General features: G+C 38.7%; 18 protein-coding genes and 1 pseudogene. 7 read left to right on the forward strand and 12 right to left on the reverse strand.

What is annotated here, in order from left to right:
- Positions 1 to 38: 38 nt before the first annotated feature.
- The 3 genes and pseudogenes from DWA31_RS16475 to DWA31_RS17800 form a co-directional block, all read right to left on the reverse strand.
- Complete coding sequence (locus DWA31_RS16475) at positions 39 to 1,292, reverse strand: pyridoxal-dependent decarboxylase, exosortase A system-associated (protein ID WP_114327658.1); 1,254 nt, start codon at positions 1,290 to 1,292, stop codon at positions 39 to 41.
- A gap of 265 nt (positions 1,293 to 1,557) precedes the next feature.
- The gene (locus DWA31_RS16480; RefSeq protein ID WP_114327659.1) at positions 1,558 to 3,147 is read right to left on the reverse strand and encodes an acyl-CoA ligase (AMP-forming), exosortase A system-associated; all 1,590 of its coding nucleotides are present in this window, start codon (positions 3,145 to 3,147) and stop codon (positions 1,558 to 1,560) included.
- Between the two features lie 48 nt (positions 3,148 to 3,195).
- Positions 3,196 to 3,464, reverse strand: a pseudogene (locus tag DWA31_RS17800) (hypothetical protein).
- 537 nt (positions 3,465 to 4,001) lie between these two features.
- On the opposite strand from DWA31_RS17800, the gene DWA31_RS16490 reads away from it, so the two are divergent.
- Positions 4,002 to 4,769, forward strand: a complete 768-nt coding sequence (locus DWA31_RS16490; protein WP_114327660.1) for a S1 family peptidase — start codon at positions 4,002 to 4,004, stop codon at positions 4,767 to 4,769.
- A gap of 97 nt (positions 4,770 to 4,866) precedes the next feature.
- Here the strand turns inward: DWA31_RS16490 and DWA31_RS16495 are convergent, their stop codons facing one another.
- The 3 genes from DWA31_RS16495 to gpmI form a co-directional block, all read right to left on the reverse strand.
- Entirely contained in the window at positions 4,867 to 5,640 is a 774-nt protein-coding gene (locus DWA31_RS16495; RefSeq protein ID WP_114327661.1) for a divergent polysaccharide deacetylase family protein, read from the reverse strand.
- Between the two features lie 445 nt (positions 5,641 to 6,085).
- On the reverse strand, positions 6,086 to 7,174 hold the full coding sequence (locus DWA31_RS16505) for a murein hydrolase activator EnvC family protein (RefSeq protein ID WP_245942659.1): 1,089 nt from the start codon (positions 7,172 to 7,174) through the stop codon (positions 6,086 to 6,088).
- A 140-nt stretch (positions 7,175 to 7,314) separates the two neighbouring features.
- A complete protein-coding gene (gene gpmI, locus DWA31_RS16510) occupies positions 7,315 to 8,871 on the reverse strand; it encodes a 2,3-bisphosphoglycerate-independent phosphoglycerate mutase (protein ID WP_114327664.1) in 1,557 nt (518 codons plus the stop codon).
- 532 nt (positions 8,872 to 9,403) lie between these two features.
- Between gpmI and DWA31_RS16515 the strand changes: the two genes are divergently transcribed.
- The 4 genes from DWA31_RS16515 (at position 9,404) to gpsA (ending at position 11,881) form a co-directional block, all read left to right on the forward strand.
- Entirely contained in the window at positions 9,404 to 9,832 is a 429-nt protein-coding gene (locus tag DWA31_RS16515; RefSeq protein WP_114327665.1) for a rhodanese-like domain-containing protein, read from the forward strand.
- Positions 9,833 to 9,960: 128 nt separating this feature from the next.
- Positions 9,961 to 10,233: a glutaredoxin 3 gene (grxC, locus tag DWA31_RS16520; RefSeq protein WP_114327666.1), complete on the forward strand. Its 273-nt coding sequence runs from the start codon at positions 9,961 to 9,963 to the stop codon at positions 10,231 to 10,233.
- 59 nt (positions 10,234 to 10,292) lie between these two features.
- Complete coding sequence (secB, locus tag DWA31_RS16525) at positions 10,293 to 10,805, forward strand: protein-export chaperone SecB (RefSeq protein WP_114327667.1); 513 nt, start codon at positions 10,293 to 10,295, stop codon at positions 10,803 to 10,805.
- A gap of 59 nt (positions 10,806 to 10,864) precedes the next feature.
- On the forward strand, positions 10,865 to 11,881 hold the full coding sequence (gpsA, locus tag DWA31_RS16530; protein WP_114327668.1) for an NAD(P)H-dependent glycerol-3-phosphate dehydrogenase: 1,017 nt from the start codon (positions 10,865 to 10,867) through the stop codon (positions 11,879 to 11,881).
- Between the two features lie 193 nt (positions 11,882 to 12,074).
- Here the strand turns inward: gpsA and trmL are convergent, their stop codons facing one another.
- A complete protein-coding gene (gene trmL, locus DWA31_RS16535; protein ID WP_114327669.1) occupies positions 12,075 to 12,539 on the reverse strand; it encodes a tRNA (uridine(34)/cytosine(34)/5-carboxymethylaminomethyluridine(34)-2'-O)-methyltransferase TrmL in 465 nt (154 codons plus the stop codon).
- 71 nt (positions 12,540 to 12,610) lie between these two features.
- Here trmL and DWA31_RS16540 point away from each other — a divergent pair, with 71 nt between their 5' ends.
- Positions 12,611 to 13,540 (forward strand): cation diffusion facilitator family transporter, encoded by a 930-nt coding sequence (locus DWA31_RS16540; protein ID WP_114327670.1) that lies wholly within the window; start codon positions 12,611 to 12,613, stop codon positions 13,538 to 13,540.
- A gap of 276 nt (positions 13,541 to 13,816) precedes the next feature.
- On the opposite strand, the gene DWA31_RS16545 is transcribed toward DWA31_RS16540, so the two are convergent.
- Positions 13,817 to 14,833: an alpha/beta fold hydrolase gene (locus DWA31_RS16545; protein ID WP_114327671.1), complete on the reverse strand. Its 1,017-nt coding sequence runs from the start codon at positions 14,831 to 14,833 to the stop codon at positions 13,817 to 13,819.
- A gap of 117 nt (positions 14,834 to 14,950) precedes the next feature.
- Positions 14,951 to 15,214, reverse strand: a complete 264-nt coding sequence (ubiK, locus tag DWA31_RS16550; RefSeq protein WP_114327672.1) for a ubiquinone biosynthesis accessory factor UbiK — start codon at positions 15,212 to 15,214, stop codon at positions 14,951 to 14,953.
- Positions 15,215 to 15,394: 180 nt separating this feature from the next.
- Between ubiK and rep the strand changes: the two genes are divergently transcribed.
- On the forward strand, positions 15,395 to 17,410 hold the full coding sequence (gene rep, locus DWA31_RS16555) for a DNA helicase Rep (RefSeq protein WP_114327673.1): 2,016 nt from the start codon (positions 15,395 to 15,397) through the stop codon (positions 17,408 to 17,410).
- Positions 17,411 to 17,584: 174 nt separating this feature from the next.
- On the opposite strand, the gene ubiB is transcribed toward rep, so the two are convergent.
- The 3 genes from ubiB to ubiE are packed head-to-tail and all read right to left on the reverse strand — an operon-like array spanning position 17,585 to position 20,631.
- The gene (ubiB, locus tag DWA31_RS16560) at positions 17,585 to 19,153 is read right to left on the reverse strand and encodes a ubiquinone biosynthesis regulatory protein kinase UbiB (protein ID WP_114327674.1); all 1,569 of its coding nucleotides are present in this window, start codon (positions 19,151 to 19,153) and stop codon (positions 17,585 to 17,587) included.
- Between the two features lie 24 nt (positions 19,154 to 19,177).
- Positions 19,178 to 19,834, reverse strand: a complete 657-nt coding sequence (locus DWA31_RS16565) for a ubiquinone biosynthesis accessory factor UbiJ (RefSeq protein ID WP_114327675.1) — start codon at positions 19,832 to 19,834, stop codon at positions 19,178 to 19,180.
- A gap of 5 nt (positions 19,835 to 19,839) precedes the next feature.
- Positions 19,840 to 20,631 carry a bifunctional demethylmenaquinone methyltransferase/2-methoxy-6-polyprenyl-1,4-benzoquinol methylase UbiE gene (gene ubiE / locus DWA31_RS16570; protein ID WP_114327676.1) on the reverse strand — a complete coding sequence of 264 codons (792 nt, stop codon included), beginning with the start codon at positions 20,629 to 20,631 and terminating at the stop codon, positions 19,840 to 19,842.
- Positions 20,632 to 21,078 lie beyond the last annotated feature (447 nt).

A 21,078-nucleotide genomic window follows, 5' to 3' on the forward strand; every position in this document is an offset into this window, starting at 1 on the left:
CGATTAACTATAACAATATTTAGAGATAAAAAACCAATTTAGAGTAATATTTCGTGCAAATGTGGCTGACTTAGAAAATCTTGTGGGCTAGCTGAAGCGCCGTATGCTCCAGATTGATAGACCACAACATAATCATCCACATTGCTAACGGGCAGCATTACCTTATCTGCCAAAATATCTAACGGAGTGCAAAGAGGCCCTACGATATTAACGAGCTCTACTTTTTCGTTAATAGCGCATAGTTTGTTGCCAATAGCGACAGGGTAATTCTTTCGTATTACTTGACCAAAATTTCCTGAATTGGATAAATGGTGGTGTAGGCCTCCATCACAGATGAGGTAGGTAGTACCACGAGATATTTTTTTATCAACTATTTTACTTACATAAATACCAGCTTCACCCACCAGATAGCGTCCTAATTCCATAACGATATCAATATCAGCTAATGTATGTTGATATTGTTTTAATAAATTAGTTAGGTTGGAGCTTATTTCGTCAAGTAGTAAGCGTTGTTCACCAGGAAAATATGGAATTCCCAGTCCGCCACCAATATTAATATAGGCAATTTTTACTGGTGTTAATGAAACAAGCTGTTGTGCTAGGGCAAATGTTTTGTCGTGCATTTCTATGATTGCTTCAGCTTTTAAATTTTGCGAACCTGCAAAAATATGAAAACCACGAAAGTTTATTTTGTCGTATGGAAGCTTATTGAGTAGTTTGGGTAATAGCTCTTCATCTATACCAAAAGGTTTTGAGCCACCGGACATTTTCATGCCTGAGGCTTTTAATTCAAAAGCAGGGTTAACACGAATAGCAATATTAGGTTTAATATTTAAGCTTTCACCTAGCTCTATAGCACGGCTAATTTCTGTTTTTGACTCTGTATGAAGTGTGATTCCTGCAATTATGGCTGCTTGAATATCATCGTGTGTTTTCCCTGGGCCGGCAAAACTTATCTCATTAGCAGGCATGCCAGATTGTAGTGCGAGTAACATCTCTTTTTTTGATGCCACATCGAATCCGCTAACATGATCAACCATGAAATGCACTAAACTAGGTAAGGGGTTAGCTTTAATTGCATAATGCAATTGAATTTTTTCAGGTAAAGCGGATTTTAAGCTAGCGACTTTGTTGGCAATAAGTGCTTTGTCATAGGCATAAAAAGGAGTGCTGCCAACAAGTTTATCAATTTGACTAATCATTTTACCGCCAATAACAAGTTCATTTTTGTTGTTAGCGAAGTGAGACATGTCAGCATGTTTAGGTGCTTGTCGTGGAGATGTTTTTGTCATGTTACTCTACTTGTTATTTTTAACTAAAAAAGTTTATTTATTAACCGCTGTCATCCTCATGGTGTATTAATTGAGGATCTCAGAGGGCACAAGATTCCGTACAAAAGATCTACGGAATGACGGCTCCTGCATAGTAAGGAGATTGACTAAAAAAGTTTATTCATTAACCGCTGTCATCCTCATGGTGTATTAATTGAGGATCTCAGCGGGCACAAGATTCCATACAAAAGATCTACGGAATGACGGCTCCTGCGTAGTGAGGAGGTTAACTAAAAAAATTTTTATATTCTTGATTTAGTTTATTTCTGTCAATTTTACCATTGGCATTATGTGGTAACTCAGGTAAAACAATTATTTTTTTAGGTACCATGTAATTAGCGAGTTGTTTCTGACAGTGTTTTAAGATCGATTTTTCCACTAAAGATAAATCATCTTGGCTATTACTACACACTATTGCCAATATTGCTTGACCTAAATCGTCATGTGGCACACCAATGGTGGCGGCTTCAGTTATTTGATCATGTTGGTAGAGTACTTCTTCAATTTCCATGGGGCTAATACGATAACCAGAAGTTTTCATCATTTCATCAGATCGGGCAACAAAATATAGAAATCCGTCAGCATCTCTTTTGACTGAATCACCTGAAAAAACAGCCAGTTCAGGATTAATAATTCCTTCAGGTTGGCCCGGTGCAGCTTTGAAACGTTCGGCGGTTTTATCAGCAGCATTCCAATAGCCTAAGCTAACTAAAGGACCTTTATGTACTAATTCTCCCGCTTCATCGGTATCGCATATGCTACCATCTTTACGTACAACCAGTACTTCGGCATTAGGGATTGCTTTTCCCATTGAACCAACTCTTTTGTCTACTTCATTAGGTGGTAGATAAGTTGAGCGGAAGGCTTCAGTTAATCCATACATTAAATATGGCGCAGCATGGGGCATTAGAGCACGTAATTGGTTTAAGTTGGTTGTAGATAAGGCGCCGCCAGTATTAGTAAAATAACGAATAGAGTTGCCGGCACTTTCTGTCCAATTCAATTTGCAAAGCTGTGACCATAATGGTGGAACAGCAGCCAATCCAGTAATTTCATGTTTAATTATTGCTTTAATGACATCGTTCGGTAGCAAATAGTCCAATAATACAGATTCAGCTCCAACAAGAAAACTTGTTGTTAATTGGCTTAAGCCGTAATCAAAACTTAGAGGTAAAACAGCTAATATTTTATCTTTGGAGGTGTTTTGTAAATATTGAGCTACTGATTTAGCACCTAAAACAATATTATTATGCGAAAGCACAACACCTTTTGGTTTTCCTGTACTGCCAGAGGTGTATAAAATAGCTGCCATATCATTGCTAGTTAGCGGTTGTGGATTTTTCTTTTCACAAGTGAGGTTTGTAAATGTTGTCCAAGACATTACTGATACATGTTCGATGGTTTCAATGTTCGTTGAATCTGTGTCAGTTAAAATTACCGTTGTTAATTTAGCTAAATTAGAGAGTAATGGCTGTAATGTTTTAAAACGACCTTTATTGGTAATGATAATTTTTATACCACAGTCATTAGCAATATGTTGCACTTGAGGAGACTTTAATACTGGATTAATAGGAACAAAAGCTGCACCGGCCTCACTACACGCAAAAGTGGCTAAGACATTTTCAATAGTTTTAGGTAAATAAATACCAACACGTTGGTATCTTTCAATGTTTAATGCGCGGTAGCTAGCAGCTATATCATTAGTTTTTTGGCAGAGTTCTTGATAATTAAGCTGTTGTTCTTTTAGAGTGATAGCGGTGTTTAACGGAAAGTTCTTTGCGCTCTGGCTTATTAAATCATGAACAAAGGTGGTCATTTATCATCCTGAAAATTTGTTTTCAGCAAACACTTTTGAAGTTATTTGCTATAAATTAGTAAAACTAGGGTCTATTGATCTTTCGAGATTGTTTTTGCAGCGATTTGTTGGGTATTTATACAAGGCAGAGCCTTTGTCATGTGGTTTTTCAGGACAATATGCATCCTGCATTGTCTAATAAGCTACATCCATGTAGCGTCACATAACAAAGGCGATAACGCCGTAAAAATGCCCAACAAACGCTGTCCGAAGGATTCGGCTAAAAGCGTTTTACTCATTGTTGAGTAGTATTTGCTTAGAATGACTAGGCTACACACTACTCGCCGCGATTAAAACGCTTTTATCTCGAACAAAATTTAACCGCGAAAGATCAACAGACCCTAGACTATTGGAACCTATTATTGCAGCGAAAGGCATTATCAAGCAAGTTAATAACATTAACTTTATGATCTTTTAAAGTCTATACCCATACCACCTCAAGATGCGAGTTTTAAAGGCGTATATGCCGCGTTATTGATTTTGAAAATAGAATAACTATTCTCTTCAATCAATGCCTTGCCTATAAGCCTTTTAATTCTCGCTGGATCCTGCATCTTGAAGTGGCATGGATGCCACTTATTAGACTATGCATGGAGCACATCGTCCTGAATCCAAACTAAAAGCCAATGGATCTTCGAGGTCTTGATCGAAGCCCCATCACTTTTTAGAAACTAAATCCCCGATTAAAACATCTCGGGAGTGACGATAGGTGAGTAGTTACTATTATGATTAATATTTGAAAATAGCCTTAATATAAATTAAATAAGGTACTATATTTAAAACAGAATTTAGAATATACCGATAGGAAGAATACAATGTTAAAAAAAGCATTAATATTATTGTCAGTTTTCAGCTTGCTTTATATTATTCCAGCAAAAGCTGAATTTGTTGATGTGGTAGCAAAAATAAAACCTTCCGTGGTTGGTATTGGTATTCATACACCCACAAGTAGACCACAAAATATATTGCGTGGTTCTGGTTTTGTTATTGGTGATGGTCATTATGTTATCACTAATGCCCATGTGTTACCAACCGAGCTTGATGAATCTTTATTACAAAAAATGGCGGTGTTTATTGGCTCAGGAAAAGACGCTAAAGTGAAACAGGCTGAGATTATTGCTACATCAGATTTATATGATCTGGCAATATTGAAATTATCTGGTTCGCCCTTACCAGCGATGAGTTTGGCAGATAAAAAAATTCGTCCCGATGGTAGTTATATTGCTTTTACTGGATTTCCTATTGGTGGTGTTTTAGGTTTGTACCCCGTTACACACCGAGGCATTATTGCCAGTACTACGCCAACGGTTATACCGGCCCAAACCGCAGGGCAGATTAGTTTAAAAATGTTAATACGCATGCGCAATCCTTATTCTGTTTATCAACTTGATGCGACGGCATACCCAGGTAATAGCGGCAGTGCTATGTATGATATGAAAACGGGTAAAGTATTGGGAGTTATTAATAAAGTATTTGTGCAAAGTACTAAAGAAGCGGTGATAAGTAATCCTAGCGGTATTACTTATGCGATCCCTGTGAAATATTTACACAAAATATTGAAAGAAAACAATATTAAGTTATAGGAAACAGACGCGAGTTATTAGTGACGAGTTTTGAAGAAAAATGACAGATAGTGAGGTACTTCGCAACTCGGTACTTTTTTGCTCGATACTGCTCTTACTAGTCACTTGCCAGTCTTGTCTGGCTATTTGTTGGCATTGAATATAAAGCTGATAGTGGCACAAGCTCAATATTGTTTTGTTGTAATGTTGGGATTAAGCGTAGTAATGCTTGAATAGTTTCAGGATGTGGATGAGCTATTGCAATAGCAAATTCCTGGGTTTTAGCATGTTTAATTAACGATTGAAATTGTTTGTTGATATAGCTATCAGTTAATTCATTATCTAAAAAAATATGGCGTCCTTCTACGGGAACTCCCTCTCTTTGAGCAATGGTACTAGCTTTGGAATAAGGACTAGTTTTACTGTCTAAAAATAGTAGGTGATGTTGTTTAAGAAAGCCCATTGTCCATGACATAGGTTCGGCTAGTTGTGTTAAATGGCTACCCATATGATTATTAATGCCTATAGCAAAAGGTATTTCTGCTAAAGACTCATTTAAACTGGCATGAACTTCTGCTTTATTCATGGCACTGGTAAGTGCACCAGGGCCTAATTCCTTGCCATTTTCAGCTTCCATTGGAATATGAAGTAAAACTTCTTTGTGGTTGGCGTTGGCCTTAATCGCTAATGTTTTGCCATAAGGCGTGTGAGGTAAAATAGAATAGGTGATATCGCCGGGCAATGACAGTGCGTGTTTGTCGGTATATCGATAACCAATGTCGTCAATCACAATAGCGATACGTGCAGGCTTTGTTTGCGCGGGTGCAGCAGATAAAAGAGTAGTAAAGGAGAAAATGATAAGAAGAAAAAACTTCGATACAGCTGGAATCATTTTATTTGTATTTATTAAGTAGGTAGGGAATTAAAGCATATCATTTAGTTTTTCCTTCGACAAGCTCAGGACAAGCGGGGGTAGATAACTGCCGTTCATCCTGAGCGTGAGTTATAAACATACCGTTCCCCCTGAGCTTGTCGAAGGGCTGCTTCCTTCGACAAGCTCAGGACGAACGGAGGTGCTCAGCACTAACGGCGGTGCACAAGATGAGCGGTGGCGAAAAGGACGAACGGAAATCGGAAAACACCGTTTATCCTGAGCGAGAGGAACGAACAGTCGAAGGACGACAAGCTTCCTTCGACAGGCTCAGGACAAACGGAGGCGCTCAGGACGAACGGAGGCGCTCAGGACGAACGGAGGAGCACAAGATGAACGGAGGAGCATAAGATGAACGGCAGCAATCTAAATCAATGAGGAGGAAAGGGGACATTTAGGAGGTAAATTATCGACACCACAGTTTGGGATTAACGGCCTTACCTTGATGACGAATCTCAAAATAAAGCCCGGCTTGATCTTGCCCACCACTTTGCCCTACTAAAGCTATAGGCTCACCCGTTTCTACTCTATCACCGACAGATTTTAATAAGGTTTGATTATGGGCATATAAACTCATGTAACCATTGCCGTGATCAATCACGGTTAATAAACCATAGCCTTTTAACCAGTCTGAGAACAAAATAGTGCCATTATGTATCGTTTGCACTTGTCTACCAATGGGAGCACCAAGTAAGACACCTTTCCATTTTAGATAGCCCTGTTTTCTACTACCAAAACTGCGGAGAAGCCGGCCTTTTACCGGCCAAGTTAATTGACGCTTTAATTTACTTAATCCCATCAAATCAACTTCTGCGCGAATAAGGGCAGTCAGCTTTTGCAAAGCAGCGGTTAGGTTGGCTTCTTCGGCTTTTAATCTAGCTAATTGTTGCTTGCTTGATAATAACTTTTTACTTAAAGATGCTAAGGTTTTACTCCGTTCATTCTTGTTTTTATTTAAACTTTTTCGTTGTTGTTGCTGATTAACTTTTAATTTTTTTAGTTGCCCTATTTGTTCTTGATGTTGTGTCGTCACTTGCATTAACTGGGTAATAGTTGCTTTAAATTTATCAATTTCAATCATGCGTGCTTTGTTTAAATATTGATAATAACTTATGGTGCGTTGAATTTTTTCACTTTCATCTTGGTTTAAAATTAATTTCAAATAGTCATGCTGGCCGGTAGTGTAAGCTGAACGTAGCTGCTGGGCGAGTAAGCGCTCTTGTCTAATTTTTTGTGCGCCTAATTGTTGTTTTTCTTTACTAAGGGTAGCTATTTTTTTATTCGCTACTTTTAGTTTTTGCCCAGTATCACTGATGGCTTTTGCAGCTTTGGCGATAGCTAAATCATCATTTTTTAGTTGTTGTTCTAAGGTTATTCGGTCTTTATTGGTTTTAAATATATTCGATTCTTGTTTGGCAATGGCTTGTTGCACATCATTAAGTTTACTGGTGTTTTGTTGTTTGGATTTTTTGTGATTGCTGGTGTCAGCAGCCATACTTAAATCGACAAAAATTAAGCTGCTTAGGATAACTAAGCAGCTTATTAATTTACCAAACACTTGTATGACGTTGAATGACGACGTTATCATTTAATTATTAGTTGTTATTATATTGTAACTCTTATCAGTGTGCCGTATTAATCAAGCTGCATCAATACTGAACCAGTCATTTCTTCAGGTTGTTCCATTGCCATCAAATGTAATAACGTTGGTGAAATATCACTTAATGTACCAGTAGCTGCAGGCACCGCTTTTCTACCAACATAAATTAATGGCACTGGCTCACAAGTATGGGCAGTATGAGCTTGGCCTGAATTTTCATCAAGCATTTGCTCGGCATTACCATGATCGGCTGTAATTAAACACTCGCCACCGGCTTTTTGTAAGGCGGTAACTACACGTCCCATGCAAGTATCAACTGCTTCACATGCTTTTACCGCAGCATCAAAGTCTCCAGTATGACCAACCATATCGCCATTAGGGTAATTACAAACGATAAAGTCATGCTCACCACTTTCAATGGCAGCAACTAATTTATCGGTAAGTAGTGTTGAATTCATTTCAGGCTGTAAATCATAGGTGGCAACATCGGGAGAGGGGACTAAAATGCGTTGTTCGCCATCAAAAGTGTCTTCCTGCCCACCACTAAAGAAAAAAGTAACGTGAGCATATTTTTCCGTTTCAGAAATACGTAATTGAGTTTTGTTATGTTTAGCAAGCCATTCGCCCATCACATTATTTAATGTGTTTGGTGCAAATGCACAGTGGGCATCAATATCAGCGGCGTATTGAGTTAACATAACAAAGTCACTAATCGCAGGTGTTTTCTTGCGGGTGAAGCCGGAAAAGTTTTTTTCGGTGAAACAGCGACTAAATTGTCGGGCACGATCAGCCCTAAAATTCATAAAAATCATAGCATCGCCATCGTTAACTTCAATTGCTTCACCGGCGCTATTGAGTATGGCACTTGCACTAACAAATTCGTCATTTTCATTGCGTTCGTAGGCGCTTTCTAACGCAGATACCGCATCGTTATATTGGTATTTACTGATTCCCGATACAAGTAAGTCATAGGCTGCTTCAACGCGATCCCAGCGCTGATCTCTGTCCATGGCAAAGTAACGACCGATAACAGAGGCAACTTGTCCTTCACCAGTAGAGTTGGCAAAAAGTTGTTCGAATTTTTGTTGGGCTTTTTCTAATGATGCTTTTGCACTACGCGGTGGTGTATCCCGGCCATCTAAAAATGCATGTAGATAAACTTTATTTGCACCACGTTCTTTGGCCATTTCCATCATGGAAAAAATGTGATCTTCATGGCTATGTACACCGCCAGGTGAAAGCAAACCAAATATATGTACTGCTTTATCTTTGTCTATCGCCTTGTCTACCGCGTTACATAATGCAGGTGTTTTTGAAAACTCACCGTCACTAATGGCTTTAGTTATTCGAGTAAAATCTTGATAAACAACACGACCTGCACCTAAATTTACATGACCTACTTCAGAATTACCCATTTGACCGTCAGGTAAACCCACCGCCATGCCAGACGTTTGAATAAGCATGTTTGGATAATCACTTTTAAGTTTATCGAGTATTGGAGTATTAGCGGCTTGAATTGCATTAGAACTACTTTGTTCACGATAGCCCCAGCCATCTAAAATGATTAAAACGGTAGGTTTTTTATTCGCCATGACTGCTGTGCCTTTTAATTATCGCTGAGAGGGAAATAATACCAATTGAATTAATGAATGCACCACTTAGTGAGAATTAAAAGGTTTAGAGGCAAGGCATTGATTGAAGAGAATGGTTACTCCCTTGTCAAAATCAATAACGCTGCATATAAACCTTTTAAACTCGCCCTTCGGGAGTTTCGTAGCAAACTGATAACATCACAAAATGACTGAAATATAGAATAACTATGTTTAACTCATTTTGTTTGTTCTAAGCTCGCTAGGTAACTCTAAGTTGGTCGATTCATTATTTCAATTGGTATAACTCAATCAACTTGGTATAAATTTAGTTGCTGCTATTGTACACTTTTGCTCGCATTTATTTAAGCAAGAAATGATTCATGAGTACTTACCATATCCATGTTATAGCAATATGCAGGAAACTCGGATACTTGAAGTATCGTGTATAAACTCGCTATTCCAACTCACTTGGGTATAATATGGCGATTTTACTATTCACCATCTTTATTATTTACCGAAAGAGTTACTATTTATGGAACAATTTATTACTTTTGCCACCAACAACAATATGTTAAGTGCAGCTTGGGTTGCCCTTGTCGTTGCTATTATCGTGATAACGATTAGAATTCAAATGTCACCGATTAAACAAATTAGCACACAAGAGCTGACATTTTTAATGAATAGAGAAGAAGGCGTCGCCCTTGATATTCGTAGTGAAAAAGACTTTAACACAAATCATATTCTTGATGCTGTTGGTTTAACGAATGAAAAAATCACCAAAAATGGCTTTGCTAGCCTTGAAAAGCACAAAGAGAATCCCATCATTGTTGTATGCAGTGCCGGTATTAGTGCGGTAAAAGTTGCTAATGATTTACATAAAGCGGGTTTTTCTCGTGTTAGTGTATTGAAAGGTGGTATGGGTGCATGGACTGGCGCTAATTTACCAGTAACTAAGAGATAAACTACGGGTAACTAGTTACGAGTTACGAAGAAAAACCTTAGAGAGTTAGTTGTTTTCGTTACTCGATACATTCTTTGCTCGTAACTGACTAGTTCAGAAGCAACTTAATAAATTTAAGAGAATTATTTATGGCCAAAGTTGAAATATACACCAAAGGCTACTGTCCATTTTGTACACGAGCGATTTCCTTACTTGAGCATAAAGCAACTGCTTTTCCTGCACTGAAAGTTGAAGAAATCAGCATTAATAGTAATATGGCATTGCGTGAAAAAATGATTGCCCGCAGTAATGGCAGTTATACCGTGCCACAAATATTCATTGATGATGTTCACATTGGTGGTTGCGACCAACTAGTCGCATTAGAAATGAATCATAAATTAGATGTTTTATTGGTAGAATAAATAACTGAAAAGTTAGCTGATAAAGATAAAAACAAAATATAAAAACATAGGAAATTATCATGAGTGATGAAAATCAAAACGAAGTAACTGAAGCGACACAAGAAGAACAAGCAGGGCCACAATTTGCCATTCAACGTGTTTACACTAAAGATGTGTCTTTTGAAACGCCAAACTCGCCTGCTATTTTTCAATCAGATTGGAAGCCAGAAATTAAATTAGATTTAGATACTCGTTCTAATAAATTAGCGGAAAATACTTTTGAAGTAGTTCTGGCAGTAACAGTAACGGCTACCGTTGAAGGTCAAACAGCCTTTTTAGCGGAAGTTCAACAAGCAGGTATTTTCACTATTGGTAACTTACCTGAACAGCAATTAGCGCATACCATTGGTGCTTTTTGTCCTACTACATTGTTCCCGTATGCACGTGAAACTATTGCTAGCCTAGTAAATCGTGGTTCATTCCCACAATTTAATTTATCTCCAGTAAACTTTGAAGCTTTATTTGCTTCTTATGTACAGCAACGTGCAGCTGAAGCACAAGCGAATGTTCCAGAAAGCACTGAAACTCACTAACTTAGTAGGTCGAACGTTAGTTTGACCGGTAAAATAATCTTCGAATAGCGAGAAAGTTTATGACTGTTTCTGCCAAAATCACTGTGTTAGGTTCAGGATCATATGGTACTGCATTAGCGATTTGTTTAGCACGAAATGGTCATAAAACCCTTCTGTGGGGACGAGATGCCCTCCAAGTAAATGACATGAAAAGTGTACGTGAAAACGCTAAATATTTAGCGGGCTGTACTTTTCCTGATAGTTTGCAAGTAACAAGCGATTTACGCCTAGCAATACAAGCCAGTGATAATGTTTTAGTGGTTGTGCCTAGCCATGCCTTTGGCGATATGCTCAAGCAAATTAAATCTGTGCTTGATGAATCAGCTAACCCTAATGTTAAAATTGCTTGGGCAACCAAGGGGTTAGATCCTCAGTCAGGTGACTTATTACAAAATGTCGCTCGAAAGATCTTAGGCGAAGACGTTGCGCTAGCGGTATTGTCTGGCCCAACCTTTGCTAAAGAGATGGCAGCAGGCCTACCCACCGCTATTACGTTATCGTCTACTGATGATGACTTTGCTGCAACACTCTCAAATTTATTACATTGCGAAAAATGCTTTCGGGTTTACCCTAATAAAGACTTTATTGGGGTTCAATTAGGTGGTGCGGTTAAAAATGTTATTGCTATTGGCGCAGGCATAGCTGATGGTATTGGCTTTGGTGCTAATGCTCGTACTGCCTTAATTACCCGAGGTTTAGCTGAAATGACCCGTTTAGGCACCGCCTTAAAGGCTGATCCTGCCACTTTTATGGGCATGGCAGGTTTAGGTGATTTGGTACTTACTTGTACCGATAATCAGTCTCGAAATCGTCGCTTTGGTTTGGCACTAGGTAAAGGTGTTGGCGTTGAACAGGCGATGACCGATATTGGCCAAGTGGTAGAAGGTTATCGAAATACCAAAGAAGTTCATACGTTAGCACAGCGAATGAATGTTGAAATGCCTATTGTTGAGCAAGTATATCAAGTACTTTATCAAGGTAAGGCCGCAAAATTAGCAGCAGCTGATTTGCTATCTCGTGATCAAAAGCAAGAATAACAACAGTTTTTAGTTACGAGTGACGGGTTTCGCCCTTCGACTGCTCGTTCTGGTTTTATCCGTTCATCCTGAGCTTGTCGAAGGGAGGGTAACCGGTATTTTTCTATTTCCCTTCGTCTTGATTCTCACCGTTCGCCCTCATTAATTTAGAGTACTACCGTTCGTCCTGAGCGCGAAGCAGTCGAAGGAAGGATTATACTGCATTGACAAAGCCTAACTGGCGCCACGCATCATAAACAATTACGGCAGCGGCGTTAGATAAATTCATACTACGGCTTTCTTTCAACATAGGAATACGAATTTTATCTTTATCGGGGATCTGACTTCGTACTTCTTCAGGCAAACCACTGGTTTCTGAGCCGAATAATAAATAATCCCCCTGAGTAAAAGTAATATCACCATAAAAGTTATTGGTTTTGGTGGTAATCGCGAGTATGCGTTTTGGTTGCTCTTGCTTAACAAACGCGTCGAAATTTTTATGGCGATTTATTGCGGCAAATTCATGATAATCAAGACCAGCTCTACGTAATTTCTTATCGTCTAAATCAAAGCCAAGAGGCTCAATTAAATGTAAACGAAAACCTGAATTGGCACATAGGCGAATTATATTGCCAGTATTTGGCGGAATTTGTGGTTGAAAAAGCACAACATCTAGCATAATGATAAGTTTGAGTAGTAATAGAAATTTTTGTTATTATAACTACAAATTCCCTTTTAAGCCTTATTTTCATGTCAGAAAAAACAGTTAACAAGCAAACAAGCGATGAAAGTCATCATAAAGATTATGCTTATTGGGTGAAGCTAGCCGCTATTAGTTCTTCGTCTGTCGCATTATTGCTTGTGGTCATTAAGTTTTATGCCTGGTTGGTTAGTGACTCTAGCGCTATGTTGGCATCTACCACCGATTCTATTTTAGATTTATTCGCTTCGGTAATGAATATTGTTATTTTACGCTTTGCTTTAGCGCCGGCCGATAAAGAACATAAATTTGGTCATGGTAAAGCGGAAAGTTTGGCGGGTTTGGTGCAAGCTGCTTTTGTGCTTGGCTCTGCTCTGTTGCTTATTTTCAATGGCGTGGAACGGGTTATAAATCCACAAGTGATTGTGCATAGTGAGGTGGCTATTTGGGTGACAATTATTGCGATTGTATTGACACTTGTTTTAGTGATTTTTCAGCGATTTGTTATTAAAAAAACAGGTTCTATTGTTATTAATGCCGATGCGCTACATTACCAGTCAGATTTGCTTTTAAATCTAGGCGTGTTAGCGGCTATCATTTTAAGTCAAGGAATTTGGCTACAAGCTGATGGGGTATTTACCATTGCCGTTGCTTTGTATTTATTGTTTGGCGCAGGTCAAATTATTTATCAAAGTGTTTACCAGTTAATGGATCATGAATTAAATGATGATGAAGTGGCTCAAATAACCGCCATTATTTTAGCCCATGAACATACTTTAGGTTTACACGAACTACGCACAAGACAGTCAGGCGCGCAGCGTTTTATTCAATTTCACTTAGAGTTAAATGACAGCTTATCGCTATTAGAAGCACACAGTATTGGTGATGATATAGAACAGGAAATTTGCCAAGCGCTTGCGCCGTGCGAAGTGTTTATTCATCATGATCCAAGTTCTGTTGTCCCTGAAGAGTTGAAGTAACACCCTTCCTTCGACCCTTCGACCCTTCGACAGGCTCAGGGAGAACGGTATATTTATAACTCAAGCTCAGGGCAAGCGGAGTGCTTCGTTTACCTTGAGCATCTCTGTCATTTCCGTTCGTCCTTTTCTCCACCGCTTGTCTTGTGCACCACCGTTTGCCTTGTGCACCACCGTTTGCGCTCAGGATGAACGGAGACGCTCAGGGCAAAGAGGGGTTCTGCCGCTTGCCCTGAGCTTGTCGAAGGGTCGAAGGAAGGAAGCTTGTCGAAGGATTTACTAATGCTTTTCAAACCATTCCATAACAGCATTTAGTGCTTGTTCACGGTAAACATCACTTTCAAAAAACAATTCATGATAAGCATCATCTATTATTAGCGGTTTGCCATTGGGGCAAGAGTGCGGCTGTAATAGGTGTAATTGCTGACAAAAGTCATTTTGAGCTTGATTCTTTATAATCTTATCCTGACCCGCTTGTAATACCAATGTTGGGGCGGTGATTTTATCTATATTGTTGAATATTTTATCTAGCGCTTTTTGAGACTCAGTTAACCAGTACACTGTTACTCCGCCTAGTTGAATTTCTGGTGTGGTGTTATATAGCTGACTAAAGATCTGATAGCGAATTGGCGAATGCATTAAAATATTATCGGAAAATGCATTGTGGCTGAAATCTTTATGGCCAGGAAAATACCAAGGGGTATCATCAAACCATTGATTTAACTGTGCAGAAATTTTTAATGCCGACTCGGCAATAAACTCAGGAACGCTACCACTATTGAAACCAAACATAGGCGAAGACAGCACTGCTGCTTGTATCTTGTTAGGGAAATCTTGTAAATATCTGGCACCAATTGCTGCCCCCATTGAATGGGCTAGTAAATAAGGTTTGCTACCTTGGCAATGGGGAGTCACTATATTTTCAATAAAACTGGTTAGATCATCAACATAATATTGAAAATTATCGATATGACCTTTGTGAACGTTTGCTAACAAATGCTCAGATAAACCCTGACCACGGTGATCAATTAGAAAAATACTATAACCGTTATTGAATAAATCGAAACTGAGTTCTTTATATTTTAGGTAACTTTCACTGCGCCCTGAAGAAATAACTAAGCACTTGCTTGGCATAATCCCTGTTGTGTTAATGAAAGTAGCATAATTGATACGAACATTATCAATGCCACTAAAATGGGAAAAGTTACCTTGTTGCCAAAAGTGAGCTATTTCATCCACATACCGACTCGAAAGCTGATGTTCAGTGGTAAATATATTGTTGTCAGCTTTGGTCATAAACCCCACTATGGCTAATGTGAATAGTAAATATTTGAACATATGGGTTAATAGATGCGAGTTGCGAGTGACGAGTTTCGAAGACATGCTATGATATTTAGCTGTTTTCGTAACTCGCTACTTTTCTAGCTCGTTACTTTCCTTATTTGCTTCTAACTCAACTAATCGCGCTTCTAATGCGGCTATTTTACTGCGAGTTTTAATCAATACTTGCGTTTGTACATCAAACTCTTCACGAGTTACCACATCAAGTTGTGATAATTTACGTTGTAATACGGTTTTGGTTTTATCTTCAAAATCATTAGCCATATTCTTTAAGCTTGGCGGCAGGGCATCGGTTACTTGTTTGGCTATCTCTTCAATTTTTTTTGCATTTAGCATAAGTATTTCCTGAAATTTAACTTGTTATAACAGTTTCATAAAACAAGTGAGATTGATATTAACATTGTAACTGTTTTGTCTTAGAGTAAAAACAGGTAAAATCAGCGACCGTAAATTTTTATCACACCATTTCTGTATTTGTGCAGCTTGAATCAAATAGCAATAAGATGAACCATTACAATGAAACTTAATCCTGGACAGAACGAAGCTGTTAAATATGTTAGCGGCCCTTGCCTTGTACTTGCCGGCGCTGGCTCGGGTAAGACGGGCGTTATTTGTCAAAAAATTGCTCACCTTATTCAAAAGTGTGATTACAAGGCACGCAATATTGCCGCGGTGACTTTCACCAATAAAGCCGCGCGCGAAATGAAAGAACGTATTGTCAAAATGCTAGGCAAAGACTTAACGCGTGGTTTAACTGTTTCGACCTTTCATTCGCTAGGTTTAGATATTGTTCGTAGAGAAATTAAAGTATTAGGTTATAAGCCGGGCTTTACCTTGTTTGATGATCAAGATTCTCTGGCGTTAATGAAAGAGTTGACCATGGACGAACTTGATGGCGATAAAGACTTACTGAGTAAGTTACAACGTATGATTTCTAACTGGAAAAATGATCTGTTCTTACCTGATGCGGCACTTAAAATGGCAGGTGATGCTGATACGCAAGAATACGCTGAATTTTATCAGCGTTATCATCAACACATGAAAGCCTACAACGCACTTGATTTTGATGATCTCATTCTTATTCCTACCTTATTAATGAAAAATTATGAGGAAGTACGGATGCGTTGGCAAAGTAAAATTCGATATTTATTAGTCGATGAATACCAAGATACCAATGCGAGTCAATACGAATTAATAAAACAAATTGCGGGTGAGCGTGCGCGTTTAACGGTAGTAGGTGATGATGATCAGTCTATTTACTCTTGGCGTGGCGCAAAACCTGAAAACTTAAATTTGCTAGGGAAAGATTTCCCACAACTAAAACTGATTAAGCTAGAACAAAATTACCGATCAAGTGGGCGTATTTTGAAGTGTGCCAATACGCTTATTGCGAATAATCCCCATATTTATGATAAAGCATTATTTAGTGAGCTAGCTTATGGTGTTGAATTGCGTGTGGTGCAAACCAAAAATGAAGAAGATGAAGTCTCGCGCATTATTGGTGAATTAATTGGTCACCGCTTTATGAATCGTAGCAGCTATAAAGACTATGCTATTTTATATCGGGGCAATCATCAGTCACGTTTACTTGAAAAAGCACTGATGACGAACCGAATACCCTATAAAATTAGTGGCGGAACGTCTTTTTTCTCACGTGCAGAAATAAAAGACGTAATGGCCTATTTACGCGTACTAGTTAACCCGGATGATGACAATGCTTTCTTGCGTATTGTTAATGTACCAAGGCGTGAACTTGGTCCAGCAACGTTAGAAAAGCTTGGTAATTATGCCAATATGCGGAAAATCAGTATGTTTGCTGCTAGTTTTGAATTAGGGCTAGAGCAAACACTAACTGGTCGTAGCTTAATGAAGCTGCAAGCATTTACGCAATGGTTAGTTAATGTTGCCGATCAAACTGAGCGGGGCGATACTGCTGCGGTGTTGCGATCGATGATCCGTGAAATAAACTATGAAGATTTTCTCTATGACACTTCGCCTAGTGCAAAAGCGGCGGAAATGCGTATGAAGAATGTCACTGAGCTATTTAGTTGGGTAACGCAAATGCTAGAGGGCTCGGATGATGAAGAGCCGATGAACTTGCCACAAATTGTTACCCGGTTAACATTACGTGACATGATGGAGCGTAACGAAGAAGAAGACAACAACGATCAAGTACAATTAATGACTTTACATGCCTCAAAAGGTTTGGAATTTCCCTATGTATTTTTAATTGGCATGGAAGAAGGTTTATTGCCTCACCAAACCAGCATAGATGAAGGCAGCGTTGAAGAAGAGCGTCGTTTAGCTTATGTAGGTATTACTCGTGCACGGCGTGAGTTAATATTTACTTACGCGAGAGAACGCCGTCAGTTTGGTGAGGTTTCTCGCACCGAAGCCAGTCGTTTTTTACATGAATTACCTCAAGATGATTTGAACTGGGAACTAGGGCAAGTAAAGAAAACAGATGCGCATAAAGAGCAGTCGAATAAACAAGGTATGGCAAATCTACGGGCGTTGTTTAATAAGAAGTAATCCTTCGACTGTTCGTTCCTCACGCTCAGGACGAACGGCGTTTATATATCCCCGCTCATCCTGAGCGCGAGGAACGAGTAGTCGAAGGAAGTTTGTCGAAGGAAGCTTGTCGCCCTTCGACTGTTCGTGCCTCACGCTCAGGGTGAACGGTGGTTATTTATCCCTGTTTATCAGTTAAGCAACAAAGACTATCGCTAAAGCAATAACCGCTCCAGCCACAAGTATACTAATCACCATATGTTTACTTTGCTGAGTTTGTTGCACAAGTAACTTTTGCATCAATAAAGTTTGCTGTTGCTGGTTTTCCTTGCCAATTTTTAAGTAATCATAAACAAGGTCAGGAATTTCAGGGAGCTTTTCATTCCAAAAGGGTAGGTTATCTTTAATTTTAGTTAATACCGCTTTTACGCCCATTTGCTCTTTAACCCAGTTTTCTAAAAAAGGTTTAGCGGTTTGCCATAAATCTAATTGTGGATAAAGCTGACGACCTAAGCCTTCGATATAAAGTAGCGTTTTTTGCAGTAGCACTAGCTGTGGTTGTACTTCCATATTAAAGCGACGGGCAGTGTTAAATAAGTTAACTAATACTTGTCCGAAAGAAATTTCAGACAATGGCTTGTTAAAAATTGGCTCACAAACGGTTCGAATAGCGAATTCAAATTCATCTACACTGGTCGTGGCGGGTACCCAACCTGAATCTACGTGTAATTGCGCTACTTTTCGATAATCACGGTTAAAAAAAGCCACGAAATTTTCGGCCAAATAACGTTTATCGTCTCGATTTAATGTACCAACAATACCACAATCAATCGCGATCCATGTAGGATCAGCCGGATTAGTTGCATCAACAAAAACATTACCAGGGTGCATGTCGGCGTGGAAAAAACTATCACGGAAAACTTGCGTGAAGAATACTTCAACGCCACGCTCCGCTAATAATTTCATATCAACGCCAAGCTGTGAAAGCGTATCAATTTCGGCGACGCCTATGCCATAAATGCGCTCCATGACTAATATTTTTTTAGAGCTGTATTCACTGTAAATTTCAGGCACATAAAGTACTTTGTCGTATTCACTGCCTTGTTCAAAGTTACGTTTTAGCTGAATTGCATTAGCCCCTTCACGATTGAGATCTAATTCATCTAAAATAGTTTTACGGTATTCAGCAACAACTTCTTTTGGTCTTAAGCGTTTACCGTCGGATAACCAACGGGCGACAATACCAGCAAAGCGCGACATTACTTTTAAATCGGCTAGAATAGTTTGACTAATATTAGGACGCAATATTTTAATAACGACATTTATCTCTGCATCGTTTTCAAGCAAAGTAGCGGTATGTACTTGGGCGATAGAAGCTGATGCTAAAGGTTCTATGTCAAAGTCACTAAAATGTTGCTCGAACATTTTAACGCCCATGGCATCAATGATTAATTGTTTGGCTAATTCACCATCAAATGGGGTGACTTGATCTTGTAATAAGGCGAGTTCATCGGCAAAGTCAGGCGGTAATAAATCACGACGTGTGGAAAGCATTTGGCCAAACTTAATAAATACTGGGCCAAGCGACTCAATCGCTAATCGAAAACGCACCGCGACGGCTTTATCTTTGTGTTTGTTTCTTAACCAAAAAAATGAAAAACGACCAAGTTTTGCATACCAAGGCAACATTTTCTTCGGCACCATCTCATCTAAGCCATAGTGTAAAAATGTTTTAACAATGCGGTATAGTCGTATGCTACTCACGTTATTGAAGATCCTTGTTGTTATTTAATGGTTGGCTTTACGGTTGATTAGCTGCGATATTCGTTGATTCAGCATATCAACTTGTTCGCTTACCTCAAATACCTGTTGATTGAATTGGTCAATTTGGCTACGTGTGACCACTAAGCGTTTTTCATGCACTATATATTCACTGGCATCGGCTTTAATCTGCTTGGCTGCAAATTGTACTTTTGTCGATACTCGCTTACCTAATTGCATAAGTTTATGCGTGGGTATATCACCAATTTGATTGGCTAATTCACTTTGCCAATCAATATCTAAATTTTCGGCTACGTTAGCGAATTGTTGTGCTACTTTTACATCACCCGTTAAGTCTAATTTGTTTTGTTTTATTAACTCAGTGATTTGTTGCTCTGCTTTTAATTCTCGTAAGGTGCTTAGACTGGTTTTTATGGTGCAGTCGACGCCTTCAGTCAGTGTTGTTACCACAATTTGTGGATTTTCGATGGCGTTACAAACAGTGAAGCTCAGCGGGAAACCTAACTCTTCTAACTCAAGTGTTAAGGTTTTTTGTATCAACTTTTCTAACGATACATTGGCTGTGCTTAATGCTAACGTTTTGTTAATCATCACTTCTAATGCTGATGTTAAAGCTTGTGAAATCATTAAGCTAGAGGCTATTTTTGATAATGTAGTCGTCATAAGAATTAAAACTTATAACCTTTGTGTAAGGCGACCACACCACCGGTTAAATTCTTAAAGCTAGTTTGTTCAAAGCCAGCATTATCCATCATGGTTTTTAGCGTTTCTTGATCAGGGTGCATACGAATAGACTCCGCTAAATATTGATAGCTATCACCGTCTTTGGCAACTAACTCACCCATTTTAGGTAAAATATTAAACGAATAAAAGTCGTATGCTTTGTTAAGCAATTCATGCTCTGGCTTGGAAAACTCAAGTACTAATAAACGGCCACCGGGTTTTAGTACGCGATATATTGAACGTAGCGCCATGTCTTTGTCGGTTACATTACGTAAACCAAAAGCGATAGTGACAATATCAAAGGTGTTATCTTCAAAGGGTAAATATTGGGCATTAGCTTGTACGTACTCTATATTTTGCACTAAACCTTTATCGCGTAATTTATCACGACCAACATTGAGCATCGAGCTGTTAATATCTGCAAGTATAACTTTGCCTTCTTTACCTACCAATTGAGAAAATTTTGCCGTTAAATCACCGGTGCCACCGGCTAAATCAAGGACTTTATTGCCAGGACGAACACCACTGGCATCAATGGTAAATCGCTTCCATAAACGATGAACACCAAATGACATTAAGTCATTCATCACATCATACTGCTTTGCTACAGAATGAAAAACACCGGCTACCATAGAAACTTTATCTTCTTTATCAATGGTCTTGTAGCCAAAGTGAGTGGTGTTGTCTGGTGTTGAATCTTGTTTATCTGGAGATTGATTTTGTTCTGAAGCTGGCATCTGCTATTCACTGGTTTTGGTAATTGTCGATAGTTTACTGTATGTGAGGTAAATCGACAAATATCAGGTAGACTTTTGTTGATTTAAAGCAGTATGCAAAAGCCTTTAACTTCTGTTTGCACTTGTAACTACGTATATACCCGTGATACCTCAAAATGTGGATTACCTTATTACTTTTGATCCGACATTCCGGACATTTGTATCAATTAGTACCTGAGTTACTTTCTCAGTATTTAACTGACTCTAAATATGCATAATCAATTTTTGACTAAAAACAATATGAAAGCACAATAGGTGGGCTGGTGGAGTCAAAAAGTGAATATTCGTTGATACCGATCATATTAATAATATAATTAAATTGTTATTTTAAACAGCTTAAATTAATTCCCTTAAATTAATTGTGTGTATTAAAAAATATTTAGCATCAATGAAAAGGACTTTTCTAGA

The organism is Candidatus Colwellia aromaticivorans (assembly GCF_003333305.1).
Classification (GTDB): Bacteria; Pseudomonadota; Gammaproteobacteria; order Enterobacterales; family Alteromonadaceae; genus Colwellia; species Colwellia aromaticivorans.

Coding starts and splice junctions, on each gene's coding strand:
- DWA31_RS16475 (WP_114327658.1), bottom strand. CDS start 1,292: ATGACAAAAACATCTCCACGACAAGCACCTAAACATGCTGACATGTCT.
- DWA31_RS16480 (WP_114327659.1), bottom strand. CDS start 3,147: ATGACCACCTTTGTTCATGATTTAATAAGCCAGAGCGCAAAGAACTTT.
- DWA31_RS16490 (WP_114327660.1), top strand. CDS start 4,002: ATGTTAAAAAAAGCATTAATATTATTGTCAGTTTTCAGCTTGCTTTAT.
- DWA31_RS16495 (WP_114327661.1), bottom strand. CDS start 5,640: ATGATTCCAGCTGTATCGAAGTTTTTTCTTCTTATCATTTTCTCCTTT.
- DWA31_RS16505 (WP_245942659.1), bottom strand. CDS start 7,174: ATGGCTGCTGACACCAGCAATCACAAAAAATCCAAACAACAAAACACC.
- gpmI (WP_114327664.1), bottom strand. CDS start 8,871: ATGGCGAATAAAAAACCTACCGTTTTAATCATTTTAGATGGCTGGGGC.
- DWA31_RS16515 (WP_114327665.1), top strand. CDS start 9,404: ATGGAACAATTTATTACTTTTGCCACCAACAACAATATGTTAAGTGCA.
- grxC (WP_114327666.1), top strand. CDS start 9,961: ATGGCCAAAGTTGAAATATACACCAAAGGCTACTGTCCATTTTGTACA.
- secB (WP_114327667.1), top strand. CDS start 10,293: ATGAGTGATGAAAATCAAAACGAAGTAACTGAAGCGACACAAGAAGAA.
- gpsA (WP_114327668.1), top strand. CDS start 10,865: ATGACTGTTTCTGCCAAAATCACTGTGTTAGGTTCAGGATCATATGGT.
- trmL (WP_114327669.1), bottom strand. CDS start 12,539: ATGCTAGATGTTGTGCTTTTTCAACCACAAATTCCGCCAAATACTGGC.
- DWA31_RS16540 (WP_114327670.1), top strand. CDS start 12,611: ATGTCAGAAAAAACAGTTAACAAGCAAACAAGCGATGAAAGTCATCAT.
- DWA31_RS16545 (WP_114327671.1), bottom strand. CDS start 14,833: ATGACCAAAGCTGACAACAATATATTTACCACTGAACATCAGCTTTCG.
- ubiK (WP_114327672.1), bottom strand. CDS start 15,214: ATGCTAAATGCAAAAAAAATTGAAGAGATAGCCAAACAAGTAACCGAT.
- rep (WP_114327673.1), top strand. CDS start 15,395: ATGAAACTTAATCCTGGACAGAACGAAGCTGTTAAATATGTTAGCGGC.
- DWA31_RS16565 (WP_114327675.1), bottom strand. CDS start 19,834: ATGACGACTACATTATCAAAAATAGCCTCTAGCTTAATGATTTCACAA.
- ubiE (WP_114327676.1), bottom strand. CDS start 20,631: ATGCCAGCTTCAGAACAAAATCAATCTCCAGATAAACAAGATTCAACA.